This window comes from Rhodoferax koreense (assembly GCF_001955695.1).
Taxonomy (GTDB): Bacteria; Pseudomonadota; Gammaproteobacteria; order Burkholderiales; family Burkholderiaceae_C; genus Rhodoferax_B; species Rhodoferax_B koreensis.
In genome coordinates this window covers 3215727-3231781 of record NZ_CP019236.1, presented here as the reverse complement: position 1 = coordinate 3231781, position 16055 = coordinate 3215727, and the positions used below count along the sequence as shown (strand labels likewise).

Sequence of the window (16055 nt, the reverse complement as noted above, 5' to 3'; positions counted from 1 at the left end):
GGATCGCCGCCGGGACGCCTGTTCCAGGAGGTTTCCATGCTGCCCACCCGCATCACCTTGGCGCTGGTCGTTGCGTTTTCAACCATGCTGGCCGCACGGGCCGATGTGTCGTCCGTGCCACCCGTGCCATCTTCCCCGCTCGACAGCTTTCCAGCGCGCATCGACTACGTGTCGAACAACGCACCCTTCGTTGTTTTCGACATCGCCCCGCGCACGCTGCATGCGCCTTCCGCCGTCAAGTCGTTCAAGGAACTCACGCTGAGCTTCGTGGCCACCGATGCGCTGCACCGTGTCGACGTCCACCCCTACGTGATCTCGAAGCAGGGCGCGGTGCAGGAAGTGGCGAACCGCATCGCCTGCGGCAGCACCATCGCGGGCCACCACGACTGCGCCATCCCGGCGCGCGAGGCCTTGCTGCTGCTCAAGGGCGGGGACGGGCAGTTCGGCCTGCGCATCGAGGCCGAGGGCATCGAGGGTGAGCGCAGCACGGTGCGCATCACGCTGCCGGTGCAGGCCGGCATTTCGAAGCCGGCACCGGCCAGGGTGGCGTCGCCGCTGCCGCTGACGCTGCTGTCCCACATCACGCCAGGAGCATCAAGATGACCAGCAAGAACACCATCTGCCTGTGGTACGAGCGCGATGCCGTCGAGGCCGCGAACTTCTATGCCGCCACTTTCCCCGACAGCGCGGTCGGCGCCGTCATGCATGCGCCGGGCGACTATCCCGACGGCCAGCAGGGCGATGTGCTCACGGTCGAGTTCACCGTCGCCGGCATCCCCTGCGTCGGGCTCAACGGCGGACCGCATTTCAAGCACAACGAATCCTTCTCCTTCCAGATCGCCACCGAAGACCAGGCCGAGACCGACCGGCTGTGGCATGCGATCGTGGGCAACGGCGGCCAGGAAAGCGATTGCGGCTGGTGCAAGGACCGCTGGGGCCTGTCGTGGCAGATCACGCCGCGCGCCTTGCTGGCGGCGGTCCAGGACCCCGACCGCGCGGCGGCAAAACGCGCCTTCGACGCGATGATGACGATGAAGAAGATCGATATCGCCGCGATCGAGGCCGCCCGGCGGGGCTGAAATCCCTGCGGAACCAGCTGCTGTCGCAACGTTTACACCGCCGCCAGCGCCGCCGCCTCCTCGTCGGTGAACAGCCGCGATCGCGTGAGGAAGCGCAGGCCGTGCGGCCCTTCGAGCGAGAACATGCCGCCGCGACCGGGCACGACGTCGATGATGAGCTGCGTGTGCTGCCAATATTCGAACTGCGGCCCGCTGATGTAGAACGGCATGCCGCCGATCTCGCCCAGCAGCCGGTCGTAGTCGCCCACGATGAATTCCCCAGCCGGGTAGCACATCGGCGCGCTGCCGTCGCAGCAACCGCCCGACTGGTGGAACATCAGCCGGCCATGCCCGGCCTGCAGCTTGTCGATCAGCGCCAGTGCCGCCGGCGTGGCCAGCACGCGCGCGGGGATGCCTGCCTGCGTGGCGCCCATCTTCAGCCCGCCGACATGTCGATCACGATGCGGCCCTGGATCTGGCCCTTGTGCATGCGCGCGAACACTTCGTTGATGTTCTCCAGGCGTTCGGTGGCGACCGTGGCGCGCACCTGGCCGCGCGCCGCGAAGTCCAGCGACTCCTGCAGGTCCAGCCGCGAGCCCACGATGGAGCCACGCACCGTCACGCCGCGCAGCACCATGTCGAAGATCGGCAGCGGGAAGTTGCCCGGCGGCAAGCCGTTGAGCGTGACCGTGCCGCCGCGCCGCACCATGCCCAACGCCTGTTCGAAGGCCTTGGGCGAGACGGCCGTGACCAGCGCGCCGTGCGCGCCGCCAATCTGCTTCTGCAGGTAGGCGGCGGGGTCGGTCGTCCGGGCGTTCACCGTGACGGTGGCACCCAGTTCCCGGGCCAGCGCGAGCTTGTCGTCTTCCACGTCCACCGCGGCCACGTTCAGGCCCATGGCACGGGCGTACTGCACGGCCATGTGGCCCAGGCCGCCGATGCCCGAGATCACCACCCAGTCGCCTGGGCGCGTGTCGGTCATCTTCAGGCCCTTGTAGACCGTGACGCCGGCGCACAGCACCGGGGCGATCTCGACGAAACCGATGTCCTTCGGCAGGTGGCCCACGTAATCGGGGTCGGCCAGCGCATAGTCGGCGAAGCCGCCGTTGACCGAATAGCCGGTGTTGCTCTGCGATTCGCACAGCGTCTCCCAGCCGCCCAGGCAGTGGGTGCAGTGTCCGCAGGCCGAATGCAGCCAGGGCACACCCACGCGGTCGCCTTCCTTTACGTGTTTGACGTTGCGGCCCACCGCGGCGACGAAGCCCACGCCTTCATGGCCGGGAATGAACGGCGGGCTCGGCTTGACCGGCCAGTCGCCCTCGGCGGCGTGCAGGTCGGTATGGCACACGCCGGAGGCCTCGATCTTCACGAGGATCTGGTCGTCCGAGGCTTGGGGCACCGGCACTTCCTCGATGCGCAGCGGCTGGCCGAACGCGCGGACGACGGCGGCCTTCATGGTTCTTGGAATCATGGAATGGGGTCCTTTGGATGGCGAGTGGGCAGGGCCGGCCGAGCTTAGGTCGGCCCTCGAGTCGGGCGCTTGCGTCAGGTCAAACCCTGCGCGATCAGAAGAAACCGAGCTTGTTCTCGCTGTAGCTGACCAGCAGGTTCTTGGTCTGCTGGTAGTGGTCGAGCATCATCTTGTGGTTCTCGCGGCCGATGCCCGACTGCTTGTAGCCGCCGAAGGCCGCATGCGCCGGGTACTGGTGGTAGCAGTTGGTCCACACGCGTCCGGCCTGGATGCCGCGGCCCATGCGGAAGGCGGTGTTCATGTTGCGGCTCCACACGCCCGCGCCCAGGCCGTAGAGCGTGTCGTTGGCGATGGCCAGGGCCTCTTCCTCGTCCTTGAAGGTGGTGACCGAGACCACGGGGCCGAAGATCTCTTCCTGGAACACGCGCATCTTGTTGTGGCCCTTGAACACCGTGGGCTGGATGTAGTAACCCTCGGCCAGGTCGCCTTCGAGCCGGCTGCGTTCGCCGCCGATCAGCACCTGCGCGCCTTCCTGGCGGCCGATGTCCATGTACGACAGGATCTTCTCGAGCTGTTCGCTCGAAGCCTGCGCGCCGATCATGGTCGCCATGTCGAGCGGGCTGCCTTGCTTGATGGCGGCCACGCGCTTCAGGGCACGTTCCATGAAGCGGTCGTAGATCGATTCCTGGATCAGCGCGCGCGAGGGGCAGGTGCAGACCTCGCCCTGGTTGAGCGCGAACATGGCGAAGCCTTCGAGCGCCTTGTCGAAGAAGGCGTCGTCCTGGTCGAGCACGTCGGCGAAGAAGATGTTGGGCGACTTGCCGCCGAGCTCCAGCGTCACCGGGATCAGGTTCTGGCTCGCGTACTGCGAGATCAGCCGGCCGGTGGTGGTCTCGCCGGTGAAGGCGATCTTGGCGATGCGGTTGCTCGAGGCCAGCGGCTTGCCGGCTTCCACGCCGAAACCGTTGACCACGTTGAGCACGCCCGGCGGCAGCAGGTCGCCGATGACTTCCATCAGCACCAGGATCGACACCGGCGTCTGCTCGGCGGGCTTGAGCACCACGCAGTTGCCCGCGGCCAGCGCCGGCGCGAGCTTCCACACCGCCATCAGCAAGGGGAAGTTCCAGGGGATGATCTGCCCGACCACGCCCAGCGGCTCGTGGAAGTGGTAGGCATAGGTCTCGTGGTCGATCTCGCTGATGCCACCTTCCTGCGCGCGGATGCAGGACGCGAAGTAGCGGAAATGGTCGATCGCGAGCGGCAGGTCGGCCAGCGTCGTCTCGCGGATCGGCTTGCCGTTGTCCCAGGTCTCGGCGGCGGCCAGCATCGGCAAGTTGTCCTGCATGCGGTCGGCGATCTTGTTCAGGATGTTGGCGCGGTCCGTGGTCGAGGTCTTGCCCCAGGCCGTCTTGGCCTTGTGCGCCGCGTCGAGCGCGCGGTCGATGTCGGCGGCCGTCGAGCGCGGGATCTCGCAAAAGGGCTTGCCGGTGATGGGCGTCACGTTCTCGAAATACTGGCCGTCCACCGGCGCGACCCATTCGCCGCCGATGTAGTTGCCGTAACGCTTCTTGAAGTGCACTGCCGTGCCGAATTTGCCGGGTTCCAACATGTCCATGGGTTTGTCTCCATCAGGAATCGACGCTGCGACATGCAGCGCTTCGCAACAGGTATTGCAACGAACGTACCGCCGCCACTCGGTAGATTCCCTCATGCCATTTCCCGGGGAAGAAGGCAAAAAACGCCCCGCCGTGTCGCGTTCTGCGACAGCTTCGTGCGAATATGGCGTCGCGCATTCGCAAACCGCGAAGCACGCCACCCGACACGGGAGACAAAATGACCGAAGCCTCGTTTCCAGCGCCGGCTGCATCCGACGGCGCCACCTCGGTGGCGCAGGCCCGGGTGTTGTTCTTCGAGCAGGGCGCAGACCCTGCCGGCTGGCTCGCCCCGCACATTTCGCGCTCTTGGCGACGCAGCCGGCCGATGGACGGTGGCGGCGCCTTCGACGCGGCACCGATGCCGCTGGTCCGCCTGCAGGAACGGCGCGAACAGGCCATGCGCCTGCTCGACTGCGCCATGCCCGAACTCGACAGCCTGGCCGAACACGCCGTGGGCAACGGCTGTGTGGTGATCCTGTCGGATGCCGACGGGCTGATCCTCAACGAGATCGGCAGCCCGGAGTTCCTGCCCAAGGCCGAACGGTTCGCGCTCATGCCCGGCGTGGACTGGTCGGAGCACAGCCGCGGCACCAACGCCATCGGCACGGCGCTGGCCGAGCGCGAGGCGCTGATGGTGCTTGGTGGCGAACATTACCTGGCGCAGAACGGCGCGCTCGGCTGCGCCGCCGCACCCATCCTCACCGGCCGTGGCGAGGTGGCGGGGGTGCTCGACATCTCCGGTGAAACCATGCGTGTGAACCAGCATGCGCTGGGCCTGGTGCGCATGGCGGCGCAGCAGGTGGCGCACCGGCTGATGCTGGCCGGCGCGCAGGGCCATCTGCTGCGCTTCCATCGCCGCCCGGCCTTGCTCGGCACGGCACGCGAAGGCCTGGTGGTGGTGGAGGACGGCCGCATCGTCGCCGCCAACCAAGCCGCGCTGGCCATGCTCGGCAACACCTGGGAAGGCCTGCTCGACCGCCACGTCGAGCCGCTGCTCGGCCGCGGCTGGAGCCGGCTCGAACACCATCGCGGCCTGATCACCTTGCCCGACGGCCAGCAAATCGCGGCGACCGTGGAACGCGCCCCGCAGCCGGGCCGCTCGGGCCTAGCCGGCACGGCTCGACCCGTGGCGCCGGTGCGTGAGGTCGATGTCGCGGCCGACGCCGATACCGACGACGTGCTGGCGCCCCTGCTGCGGCAGGCGGTGCGGGTGCTCGACGACGGCCTGCCGGTGCTGCTCAGCGGCGAAACCGGCAGCGGCAAGGACGTGTTCGCGCGCCGCCTGCATGCCGCGGGCCGGCGCAGCAAGGGGCCGTTCGTGGCCATCAACTGCGCGGCGCTGCCCGAACAACTGATCGAGGCCGAGCTGTTCGGCTACGCCGAGGGGGCGTTCACCGGCGCGCGCAAACGCGGCACGCCCGGCCGCATCCGTGAAGCGCATGGCGGCATCCTGTTCCTCGACGAGATCGGCGACATGCCGTTGCTGCTGCAAAGCCGGCTGCTGCGTGTGCTGGAAGAGCGCAGCGTGTCGGCGCTGGGTGGTGGGCCTGCCGTGGCGGTGGATTTCGACCTGGTGTGCGCCTCGCACCGCGACCTAGCGGCCATGGTGGTGGCCGGCACCTTCCGCAACGACCTGTTGTACCGGGTGGACGGCTACCGCGTGGCCTTGCCCGCGCTGCGTGAGCGGGCCGACCGGCGCGCGCTGATCACGCAGTTGTTCGGTGAACTCGGCGGGCGCGCCAAGCGGCTGGTGCTGACGCCGGCCGCGCTCGACCGGCTCTGCGCCCACGCCTGGCCCGGCAATGTGCGCGAACTGTGCAGTGTGCTGCGCACCCTGACGGCGCTGGCCGAGGCCGGCGACCGCATCGGCGTGGAGCAGTTGCCGGGGCGCATCGGCGCGGGGGGCCTGCCCAGGCCGCCAGGCGCTTCGGCGTCTGCTTCAACACCTGTTTCGACGCCGGTGTCGGACCTGGCGGCTCAGCCACTGGCACCGCTGGCCGACATGGCGCGCGATGCCTTCGACCGCACGCTCGCGCAATGCGGCGGCCAGGTGGCCGAGGCGGCGGCGCTGCTGGGCGTGCACCGCAGCACGGTGTACCGGCATCTGGCCGCGCGGCGCGGCGGCGGCTGAACGCTGGAGACGCCACTACATCACCGCATAGCGCCCGGGCTTGTGGTTGATCCACAGGAACAGGCTCATCAGCACCGCGGCCAGCACCGACCAGGCCACGCGCGCCGGCGGCACCACCAGCAGGGCCAGCAGCACCACGCTGCAGTCGATGGCCATCTGCATCTTGCCGGCGCGCCAGCCGTGGTGCTGCTGCATGTAGAGCGTGACGATGGTGGCGCCACCGAGGCTGGCCTTGTGCCGCGCCAGGAACAGGCAGCCCGAGCCGAGCAGCAGGCCGCCGAGTACCGCCGCATACAGCGGATGCAGGCTGGCGATGTCGAACAGCAGCGGCGTCCACTCGGTGAGCAGCGACAGCAGCGCAATCGCCAGGAAGGTCTTGATGGTGAACTCGCGGCCCATGTGTTTCCACGAGAACCAGTAGAACGGCAGGTTGAGCAGGAAGAACAGCTTGCCGAAGCTGATGCCGGTGGCGTAATGCAGCAGGAACGCGATGCCGGCCGTGCCACCGGTCAACAGCCCGGCCTGCGCCAGCAGCACGAGCGCCAAGGACACGAACAGCGTGCCGGTGAAGATGGCCTGCGCGTCGTCCACCAGGTTGTGGCGCTGCAGGGTGGTGCCCGAGGGCAGGGTGGAGGACATCGGTGGAATGCGGGCCGCATGGGCTCGAAGCAGTGGACGAGAGTGTCGAAGCAAGGCCTGTGCCTGCGGCGGTGAACTGTCGTCCTGCGCCTACAGGACGCGGTTCTCTGAGCCGATACCGTGGTAACGCGGCAGCAATTAGAAACGGTGGGATGTCATTCTCCAACATCCAGGCTTGGTTCGGCCGCAACAGCTTTGCCGGCAATTCCCTCAACGACCTGCTGATCGCCCTCGCCAGTGCCCTGGTTGCCTACCTCCTCATGACGACGGCGCTCGGTTTCGCGCGGCGCCGGGTGCATCGCGGCGACGGCCGGAACGGCACGGCCTCCGCCGTGCTCGACCAGGGCGTGCGGCCGGTGCTGGCCCAAATGCTCGATCGCACCAACCACGGGCTGCTGCTGGCCGGCGCCGTACTGCTCGGTCTGCACCTGCTGAATCTGCCGCTGCGCTGGGAATCGCGCATCTCACAGCTGTGGTTCGTCACCGTGGCCCTGCAGGTGGCGCTCTGGGGCACCAAGCTCATCGAGGTGCTGCTGCAGCGGTATCTCCAGCGCCACGCGGGCGGCTCACCGAGTGCGCCAGCCGCTGTCGCGCCGCAGGCCACGGTGTCGGCCACGCTGATCGGCTGGGCGCTGCAGACGGCGCTGTGGACCATTGTCGCGCTGGCCGTGCTGTCCAACCTGGGTTTCAACATCACGGCGTTCATCGCCAGCCTGGGCATCGGCGGCATCGCGGTGGCCCTGGCCGCGCAGAATATCCTCGGCGACCTGTTCGCCTCGGTGGCGATCGCGCTCGACAAACCCTTCGAGGTGGGCGACGCGATCTCGGCCGGCGCGGTGGCGGGCACGGTCGAACACGTGGGCCTGAAGACCACGCGGCTGCGCAGCGCGGGCGGCGAGCAGGTGGTGGTGTCGAATTCCGAACTGCTGAAGAACTCGATGAAGAACTTCAAGCGCATGCAAACGCGGCGCATCGAATTCACCTTCGGCATCACCTACGGCGCGACGCCCGACCAGGCCGCGGCCGTGCCGGGCATCGTGCGCCGCGTGATCGAGGCCCAGCCCGAGGTGAAGTTCGACCGCGCGCACTTCACGCGATTCGGTGAAAGCTCGCTCGACTACGTGGTGGTCTACATCATGCAGACCGCGGACTACGGCAGGTACATGGACACGCAGCAGACGGTGAACATTGCGCTGATGCGCGAGTTCGCGGCCATCGGGGTGGAGTTCGCGTTCCCGACGCGCACGGTGATGCTGGTGCCGGCGGCGGAGTCGGAGGGGGCGTTGCCGGATGGGCCTGGGGCTGGGCGGCGTGTGTTGGACGTGGCGCACTGAGGGGCTTGCCACGGGGGCGTTCGGCGCAGGGAAGCGAGCGACGCCGAGCCGGCCGGAGCGCCCTGAAGGGGCGTTCAGCCTGGTAGCTTTGCCGCAAGCACGTCGACACTCTCAATAGACGGCGGCGTAGAGAACAACTCACCCGCCTGTGCCATCAAAGCTGCCGCGACCTTGCCGGAGAGATGCGCTTGGCGGCCTGCTTCATCCGGAAAGGCATCGAAGATCCCGAAAGTTGTCGGTCCAAGGCGAACGCCAAACCAAGCGGTAGTGGCGGGCTCTTCCATGACGATAGGAAGACCACCCACGAGGAAACTTTCAACCTCTTTCTCTTTCCCGGGCTTCGCTTCTAGGCGAACGAACAACGCGACTGTGACCATGACATGCTCCTTACGTTCAACGACATGTGACCATTCCTGGTCGCGTCGGGCACCGCAGTGTGCGCCATTTGAATGCCAATGTCGCGAACTATCTTGCATTCATCAACGTCTGTGCTCGTTCCTCATGTACTTGATAACGCCTCAGGGGACAAACGCCGCAACGTTGGAACGGCTCTCTCGAGATGTCGGATCCAGCGTGATGGTCGACAGGACTCGGCTAAGCGAAAATCCGCGCATGACCACAAGCCAAGTCCTCCCGAAGACTCTACCCGCCACCCGCTGCACCTGGGCCAACAACGACCCGCTGATGCAGGCCTACCATGACGAAGAATGGGGCCGGCCGTTGCACGATTCTCGGGCCCTGTGGGAGCAACTGATGCTCGAAGGTTTCCAGGCCGGTTTGGCCTGGATCACCGTACTGCGCAAGCGCGAGGCCTTTCGTGCGGCGTTCGCCAATTTCGATCCGGCCCAGGTCGCGGCATTCGATGAAGTGGACGTGCTGAGGCTGCTCGACAACCCCGGCATCATCCGCTCGCGCGCCAAGATCGAGGCGACGATCCAGGGCGCGCGCATCTACCTCGACATGGCTGCGCGCGGCGAGGACTTCGCGGCTTTCTGCTGGGCTTTCACCGGCGGCCAGGTGATCCGGGGCGACGGCCGGACATTGCCCGCCTCCACGCCGCTCTCGGCCGAGATCTCGAAGGAACTCAAGCGCCGCGGCTTCAAGTTTGTCGGGCCGACCATCGTCTACGCCTGGATGCAGGCGGTGGGCATGGTGGATGACCATGCCTTGGCCTGTGCCATGCGCGGCCACTGAAGTTCAGGCCTTGCCCAGCCGATGGCGTTGCCTTGTCGCTGCACGCCTCAGGCCAGGCCGGCCTTGTCCAGCCCATAGGCCTTGTCCGAACTGCAGGGCACGGTGCGGAAGGCCACGTTGATGCGGTTCCAGGCGTTGATGGCCATCACCACGTAACTCAGGTCGGAGATTTCCTTCTCTGAAAGTTGGCCGCGCACACGTTCATAGACGTCGTCGGGCACGCCGTGTTCGGGCAGGTGCGTCAGCACTTCCGTCCAGGCCAGCGCGGCGCGTTCGCGGGGTTCGAACAGGGGCGATTCGCGCCAGATCGCGACGTGATGCAGGCGCAGCTCGCGCTCGCCATGGATCTTCGCCAGCTTCACATGCATGTCGAGGCAGAAACCGCAGCCGTTCATCTGCGAGGCACGAATCTCCACCAAATCGCGGATGTGCTCCTCGATGGCGCAGCCGTTCAGGTGGTTGCTGAAGTCGAGGAATTTCTTGAAGAGTTCGGGAGACTGCTGGATGTAATTGACACGTTGGCTCATGGTTGCTTCCTTTGGTTGATGCATACCCATAAGACGTGCCAGGCGGGGGCGTTGTGACACGCCATGGAAAAATATTTCGAGTGCCCGCTGAAGAGCGCGTCAGCCGCCGTGCAGCGCGGCCTCCAGGCGCACCAGCTTGTCGGGGTTGCGCTGCACGAGGATGCGCAGGATGCGTGCGCCGTCGGTTTCATACGATTGCGCGGATTCGAGCGCGCCGTCGATGAAGCGCAGCAGCGCCCACTGGCCGTTGATGAGGGCCGGCGCGATGCGCTGCCTGTCGCCGAAGCGCCGGTGCGCGGCGTAGAAGAGTTGCGCGATGCGCCTGCCGCCGACCATGGGCTTGGGGAAACTGGTGACCTTGCCACCACCATCGCCGATCAGTGCCGCGTCTTCGGCCAGCATGCCGTTGAGCGCCGCGAAGTCGCCGCGCGACAGGGCTTCGGCGAAGCCGCGCATCAGCTGCCGTTGTGTGTCGCTCGGCACGGCGGGGCTCGGGTGCGGCGCGCGCAACTGCGTTTTCGCGCGGTGCACGATCTGGCGGCACGCGGCTTCGGTTTTGCCGAGTGTGAGCGCGACTTCGCTGTAGTCCGCATCGAAGACCTCGCGCAGCAGGAACGCCGCGCGGGCTTCGGGCGCGAGGCGCTCCAGCATCACCAGGAAGGCCACCGACACGTCGTCGGCCAGTTCCTTCGTCTGCTCGGGCGTGGCCGGTGACGGCGTGAGCACCGGCTCCGGCAGCCAGATGCCCGCGTAGTGCTCGCGCTGCACCTTGGCGGCGCGCAACCGGTCGATGGCAACGCGCGTGGTGATGGTGACCAGCCAGGCTTCGGCATTGGCGATCGTGGCCTGCGGCGCCTCGTGCCAGCGCAGCCACACGTCCTGCACCACATCCTCCGCCTCGGCCAGCGAGCCGAGCATGCGGTAGGCGATGGCCTGCAGGCGCGGGCGGTGTCGGTTGAAGATGGGGGTGGCGTCGGTCATGGGCTCTTGATGCGCGAACATGCGCTGGCGTGGGATTCTCTCTGCCGTTGGTTCAGTCCGCCAGTCCCACCACGAAATCCAGCAATGCCCGGGTCTTGGCCGGCACATGATGGCGCGAGGGGTGGAAGGCGTACAGCGGAAAACGTTCGTCGGTCCAATCCGGGAACAACTGCACCAGTTGCTTCTGCGCGATCAACGGCTCGCCGGCCAGCGCCAGCATCTGGGCCACGCCCAGGCCGGCGACACAAAGGCGCTGGTAAGCGTCGGCGTCGCTCACCGTGAGCCGTGCCGGCACGTCCACCAGGATCTTCCTGCGCCGCCGGTGGAATTCCCAGGGGAAGGGCCGGCCGGTGAGCGGATCGCGGAAATGGATGCAGCGGTGGTTCGGGCTGGCCAGTTCCTGCGGTGTGGCGGGCGGGCCGTGCCGCGCCAGGTAGGCGGGTGCGGCCACGGTGAGGATGCGTGATTCGAGCAGCTTGCGCGCAACCAGGGTCGAGGAGGGTGGATGGCCGAAACGGATGGCCAGGTCGAAACCGTCGCCCACCATGTCGCCGAGCGCGTCGCGCGTGATGAATTCGAGCTCGAGTTCCGGATGCGCGTCGAGAAAGGTGGCGAGCCGCGGCCCGGCAAGCAGGCGCGAGATGAACGCGTCGACATTGACACGCAGCCGCCCGCGCACCGCGCTGGCCGCGCCGCGCGTGGCATGGGTGGCATCTTCTAGCGCGGCCAGGAGCGGCATCACCTGGTCGTGGTAACGCCGGCCCTCGTCGGTCAGCCGCACGGCACGGGTGGTGCGCTCGAACAGGCGGATGCCGAGCCTGGCCTCCAGGCGAGCGATGGCGCGGCTCACGCCCGACTGCGACATGTTCAACGCCTCGCCCGCGCCGCCGAAGCTGCGCGCCTCGACCAGCGCCGCCATCACTTCCACACCTTCGAGCAACTGGGCGTTGAACCTGGGCATTGATGATTCTCCGGCATGGATCAAATGACTTTCATGCTATCGCAATTCCGGCCGAAGGTTTCCACAATCGCCTCCAAGCGGTGCACGGTGTGCCGCGCACAGGAGAAAACATGTTTGCGATTACGGGAATCACGGGGCAGGTCGGCGGCCAGTTGGCCGGTGTTTTATTGGGCCAGGGCCTGAAAGTCCGCGCGGTGTTGCGCAATGAGGGCAAGGCCGTCACCTGGGCCGCGCAGGGCTGCGAGATTGCAATCGCCGCGATGGATGATGCTGCGGCACTGCGGGCCGCGTTCACCGGCGTCGAAGCCGTGTTCGTGCTGCTGCCGTCCAACTTCGACCCAGTGCCGGGCTTCGGTGAGGTGGCGCGGCTGCGTGATGCCTTGGTTGAAGCGCTGCGCGCCGCGATGCCCCCGCGCGTGGTGTTCCTCTCGACCATCGGCGCCCAGGCGCGCGAGGAAAACCTGCTGACGCAACTGCAGATCGTGGAGCGCGCCCTGGCCGAATTGCCGATGCCGCTGGCCTTTCTGCGCGCGGCCTGGTTCATGGAGAACACGGCGATGGACATCGAGTCGGCGCGGCAAAGTGGCGTGGTGCAGAGCTTCCTGCAACCGGCCGACAAACCCGTGCCGATGGTGGCCACGGCCGACATCGCCGCCGTGGCGGCCGAGTTGCTGCAGGAGCGGTGGACCGGTTTGCGCGTGGTGGAGCTCGAAGGGTCGGCGCGCATCACACCGCATGAACTCGCGGCAACGCTGGGCCGGGTTCTGCAGCGCGAGGTGAAGGCCGAGGCCGTGCCACGCGGCAGCTGGGAAGACCTGTTTCGCGCGCAGGGCATGGCCAACCCCGGGCCGCGCATGCGCATGCTCGATGGCTTCAACGAGGGCTGGATCGAATTCGAATCCGGCCCGGGCGGGTCGCGCAAGGGCACGACTTCGCTCGAGACGGTGCTGCGCGGCCTGGTGGCGGGCTGAGCCGGAGGTCGGTTCAGTCGATCGCCACCTTCGCCTCCTTCACGAGCCGCGCGTACTTGGCCGTGTCGTCGTGGATCTGGCTGGCCATCTGCTCGGGGCTGTTGCCCACCGGTTCGGCGCCGATGTCCTCCATGCGTTTCCTGAACTCGGGCGACTGGATGATCTTCACCATTTCGGTGTTGAGCCGGGTGACCACTTCCTTGGGCGTGCCCGCGGGCGCGAGGACGCCGAACCAGGTGCCCTGGTCGAAATCCTTCAGGCCGGCTTCGGCGAGCGTCGGCACTTCGGGCAGGGTGCTGGAGCGTTTGGCCGTGGTGACGGCCAGCGCGCGCAGCTTGCCGCTCCTGATGAAGGGCACGACCGGTGTGATGGTGTCGAAGGACATGTAGACCTGGCCGCCCAGCAGATCGGTCGTCAATGGTGCGCTGCCTTTGTACGGCACGTGCAGCAGTTCGATGCCGGACATGCTGGCGAACTGTGTGCCGACGAGATGCTGCAGCGTTCCGTTGCCATTGGAGCCGAACGCGAGCTTGTCCTTGGCTGCCTTCGCTTCGGCCACCAGTCCCTTCACGTCCGTGACCGGCGAATTGGTGTTGACCGCGAGCACGTTGGGCACCAGGGCCACGGTCGTGACCGGTGCGAAACTCCTCTCGAAGTCGTACGGCAGCTTCTTGTACACGCTGGTGGCGATCGCATGGTGCACCGCGCCCATCAGCAAGGTGTAGCCGTCCGGCTTGGCCGTGGCGACGTAGGCCGCGCCGAGCGTGGCGCCGGCGCCGGGCCGGCTGTCGACGATCACCGGCTGGCCCAGGCTCTGCGACAACTTCTCGGTCAATGCGCGGGCCAGCACGTCCGAGCTGCCGCCGGGCGGAAACGGCACGACCAGCGTGACCGGCTTCGTCGGAAAACCCTGGGCGCCGGCCGCGGCCGCGGCAAGGCCGAGGACCAGCGCGGTGAAGCTGGCCCGCAGGCCGGATGGATGGCTATGCATGTCTTGTCTCCTGTTCGATTTTTCTTATGCGGCCTTGCGCTGGCTGGTCGCGGTCAGCAGTTCGCACATCGCCTGCGTGACCTGCTCCGTGGTGGCCGTCCCGCCAAGATCGCGCGTGTGCAGCGCCTGGTTGGCGGTAACGCTTTCCACGGCGTGCATCACGCGTGCGGCGGCATCGAGTTCGCCCAGGTGTTCCAGCAGCATGACCACCGACCAAAAGGTGCCCACCGGATTGGCCAGGCCTTTGCCCATGATGTCGAAGGCCGAGCCGTGGATCGGCTCGAACATCGAGGGATAGCGACGCTCCGGGTCGATGTTGCCCGTGGGCGCAATGCCCAGGCTGCCGGCCAAGGCCGCGGCCAGGTCGGAGAGGATGTCGGCATGCAGGTTGGTGGCGACGATGGTGTCCAGCGTGGCCGGGCGGTTCACCATGCGCGCGGTGGCGGCGTCGACGAGTTCCTTGTCCCAGGTGACGTCGGGGAACTCCTTGGCGATCTGCACCGCGATCTCGTCCCACATCACCATCGCGTGGCGCTGCGCATTGCTCTTGGTGACCACGGTCAACAGCTTGCGTGGCCGCGACTGGGCCAGCTTGAAGGCGTAACGCATGATGCGTTCGACGCCAGCGCGCGTCATCATCGACACGTCGGTGGCCGCCTCGATCGGATGGCCCTGGTGCACCCGGCCGCCGACGCCCGCATATTCGCCTTCGGAGTTCTCGCGCACGATGACCCAGTTCAGATCATCCGGGCCGCAGCGCTTGAGCGGGCCGTCGATGCCGGGCAGGATGCGCGTGGGCCGCACATTGGCGTATTGGTCGAAGCCCTGGCAGATCTTCAGGCGCAGGCCCCACAGCGTGATGTGGTCGGGGATGTGCGGGTCGCCGGCCGAACCGAACAGGATGGCATCCTTGTCCTTCAAGGCCTCCAGGCCGTTGGCCGGCATCATCTCGCCATGGGCGCGGAACCAGTCACCGCCCCAGCCAAAGTTCTCGAACTCGAACTGGAAGGTGCTGCTGGTGCGGGCCAGTGCCTGCAGGACCTCCTGGCCGGCCGGTACGACTTCCTTGCCGATGCCGTCTCCGGGGATGGTGGCGATGCGGTACGTCTTCATGGCTTGTTTCCTGTCGATGGAGTAGTTTCAAGTGGCGCCAATGTAGGTCTTGTACGGGCTGCACGATCAGCGCTAAAGTGAAGGCATCGTTAACCTGCGTTCAACAATCGGCCCGCCATGCCCAGCAAGATTCAACCGGCCGACCTCGGCTTCTTCTCGACGCTCGCGAGTGCCGGCAGCCTGAGTGCGGCGGCACGTGAACTCGGCATCACCACGCCGGCGGTGAGCAAGCACCTGGCGCTGATGGAGTCGCGTGTGGGCGTGGCGCTGGTGAACCGCACGACGCGGCGCATGGGCCTCACGCCCGAGGGCGAGGTCTACCTGGCGCATGCGCGGCGCATCCTCGCCGACATCGACGGCATGGAGGAACTGCTGGGCGCGGCCAAGGCCGTACCCAAGGGCCTGCTGCGCGTGAACGCCACGCTGGGCTTCGGCCGCAGCCACGTGGCGCCGCTGATCTCGAGGTTCGTGCGCCGTTTTCCAGAGGTCGAGGTGCAACTGCAGCTGTCGGTGAACCCGCCACCGATCACCGAAGACGTGTTCGACGTCTGCATCCGCTTCGGCGCGCCGCCGGACAGCCGCATGATTGCGCGGCACATCGCGCCGAACCGCCGGCTGCTGTGCGCCGCGCCGGCCTATCTGGCGCGGCACGGCACACCCAAGGTCCCGGCCGACCTGACGCGGCACAACTGCATCGGCATCCGCCAGGGCGAGGAGGCCTATGGGCTGTGGCGGCTGGCCAGCGGCAAGGCCCGGCATGCGCGGGCCGAAGCCGTGAAGACATGCGGCAACCTCACCACCAACGATGGCGAGATCGCGGTGAACTGGGCGCTCGACGGCCATGGCATCCTGATGCGCGCCGAATGGGACATCGAGCGCTACCTGCGCAACGGGCGGCTGGTGCGCGTGCTGCCACAGTACGACACGCCGGATGCGGACATCTACGCCGTTTATCCGCAGCGGCACCAGATGGCGGCGCGGGTGCGGGCCTTCGTGGATTTCGTGGCCGTGTCGCTCGCGAAATAACGC

At 67.1% G+C, this 16055-nt stretch carries 17 protein-coding genes; 7 read left to right on the top strand and 10 right to left on the bottom strand.

Features of this window, described 5'->3' with window-relative positions; all coding sequences use genetic code 11:
* Positions 1-36 precede the first annotated feature (36 nt).
* Both RD110_RS14955 and RD110_RS14950 read left to right on the top strand, forming a co-directional pair.
* On the top strand, positions 37-603 hold the full coding sequence (locus RD110_RS14955; RefSeq protein ID WP_076200208.1) for a hypothetical protein: 567 nt from the start codon (positions 37-39) through the stop codon (positions 601-603).
* On the top strand, positions 600-1079 hold the full coding sequence (locus RD110_RS14950; RefSeq protein ID WP_076200207.1) for a VOC family protein: 480 nt from the start codon (positions 600-602) through the stop codon (positions 1077-1079). Before RD110_RS14955 ends, RD110_RS14950 begins: the two co-directional genes overlap by 4 nt.
* Before the next feature lie 32 nt (positions 1080-1111).
* Here RD110_RS14950 and RD110_RS14945 read toward each other — a convergent pair whose 3' ends face one another.
* The 3 genes from RD110_RS14945 to adh all read right to left on the bottom strand — a co-directional run bounded on the left by RD110_RS14945 (position 1112) and on the right by adh (position 4144).
* Positions 1112-1492 carry a DUF779 domain-containing protein gene (locus RD110_RS14945; protein WP_076200206.1) on the bottom strand — a complete coding sequence of 127 codons (381 nt, stop codon included), beginning with the start codon at positions 1490-1492 and terminating at the stop codon, positions 1112-1114.
* 2 nt (positions 1493-1494) lie between these two features.
* Positions 1495-2529, bottom strand: a complete 1035-nt coding sequence (adhP, locus tag RD110_RS14940; protein ID WP_076200205.1) for an alcohol dehydrogenase AdhP — start codon at positions 2527-2529, stop codon at positions 1495-1497.
* Between the two features lie 94 nt (positions 2530-2623).
* Positions 2624-4144: an aldehyde dehydrogenase gene (gene adh / locus RD110_RS14935; protein ID WP_076200204.1), complete on the bottom strand. Its 1521-nt coding sequence runs from the start codon at positions 4142-4144 to the stop codon at positions 2624-2626.
* Positions 4145-4362: 218 nt separating this feature from the next.
* Here adh and RD110_RS14930 point away from each other — a divergent pair, with 218 nt between their 5' ends.
* On the top strand, positions 4363-6315 hold the full coding sequence (locus RD110_RS14930; protein WP_076205068.1) for a sigma-54-dependent Fis family transcriptional regulator: 1953 nt from the start codon (positions 4363-4365) through the stop codon (positions 6313-6315).
* 15 nt (positions 6316-6330) lie between these two features.
* Here the strand turns inward: RD110_RS14930 and RD110_RS14925 are convergent, their stop codons facing one another.
* Complete coding sequence (locus RD110_RS14925; protein ID WP_076200203.1) at positions 6331-6954, bottom strand: YitT family protein; 624 nt, start codon at positions 6952-6954, stop codon at positions 6331-6333.
* Between the two features lie 152 nt (positions 6955-7106).
* Between RD110_RS14925 and RD110_RS14920 the strand changes: the two genes are divergently transcribed.
* Entirely contained in the window at positions 7107-8288 is a 1182-nt protein-coding gene (locus RD110_RS14920) for a mechanosensitive ion channel family protein (RefSeq protein WP_076200202.1), read from the top strand.
* Between the two features lie 74 nt (positions 8289-8362).
* On the opposite strand, the gene RD110_RS14915 is transcribed toward RD110_RS14920, so the two are convergent.
* On the bottom strand, positions 8363-8665 hold the full coding sequence (locus RD110_RS14915) for a putative quinol monooxygenase (RefSeq protein WP_076200201.1): 303 nt from the start codon (positions 8663-8665) through the stop codon (positions 8363-8365).
* Positions 8666-8900: 235 nt separating this feature from the next.
* Between RD110_RS14915 and RD110_RS14910 the strand changes: the two genes are divergently transcribed.
* The gene (locus tag RD110_RS14910; RefSeq protein WP_076200200.1) at positions 8901-9482 is read left to right on the top strand and encodes a DNA-3-methyladenine glycosylase I; all 582 of its coding nucleotides are present in this window, start codon (positions 8901-8903) and stop codon (positions 9480-9482) included.
* Between the two features lie 47 nt (positions 9483-9529).
* Here RD110_RS14910 and RD110_RS14905 read toward each other — a convergent pair whose 3' ends face one another.
* The 3 genes from RD110_RS14905 to RD110_RS14895 form a co-directional block, all read right to left on the bottom strand.
* Positions 9530-10009: a carboxymuconolactone decarboxylase family protein gene (locus tag RD110_RS14905; protein WP_076200199.1), complete on the bottom strand. Its 480-nt coding sequence runs from the start codon at positions 10007-10009 to the stop codon at positions 9530-9532.
* 99 nt (positions 10010-10108) lie between these two features.
* The gene (locus RD110_RS14900; protein ID WP_076205065.1) at positions 10109-10990 is read right to left on the bottom strand and encodes an RNA polymerase sigma-70 factor; all 882 of its coding nucleotides are present in this window, start codon (positions 10988-10990) and stop codon (positions 10109-10111) included.
* Positions 10991-11042: 52 nt separating this feature from the next.
* Positions 11043-11951, bottom strand: a complete 909-nt coding sequence (locus tag RD110_RS14895) for a LysR family transcriptional regulator (protein WP_076200198.1) — start codon at positions 11949-11951, stop codon at positions 11043-11045.
* Between the two features lie 110 nt (positions 11952-12061).
* On the opposite strand from RD110_RS14895, the gene RD110_RS14890 reads away from it, so the two are divergent.
* Complete coding sequence (locus tag RD110_RS14890) at positions 12062-12922, top strand: NmrA family NAD(P)-binding protein (protein ID WP_076205063.1); 861 nt, start codon at positions 12062-12064, stop codon at positions 12920-12922.
* A gap of 13 nt (positions 12923-12935) precedes the next feature.
* Here RD110_RS14890 and RD110_RS14885 read toward each other — a convergent pair whose 3' ends face one another.
* Positions 12936-13913, bottom strand: a complete 978-nt coding sequence (locus RD110_RS14885; protein ID WP_076200197.1) for a Bug family tripartite tricarboxylate transporter substrate binding protein — start codon at positions 13911-13913, stop codon at positions 12936-12938.
* Between the two features lie 24 nt (positions 13914-13937).
* On the bottom strand, positions 13938-15026 hold the full coding sequence (locus tag RD110_RS14880; RefSeq protein WP_076200196.1) for a tartrate dehydrogenase: 1089 nt from the start codon (positions 15024-15026) through the stop codon (positions 13938-13940).
* Positions 15027-15143: 117 nt separating this feature from the next.
* On the opposite strand from RD110_RS14880, the gene RD110_RS14875 reads away from it, so the two are divergent.
* A complete protein-coding gene (locus RD110_RS14875; protein WP_076200195.1) occupies positions 15144-16052 on the top strand; it encodes a LysR substrate-binding domain-containing protein in 909 nt (302 codons plus the stop codon).
* Positions 16053-16055: the final 3 nt, after the last annotated feature.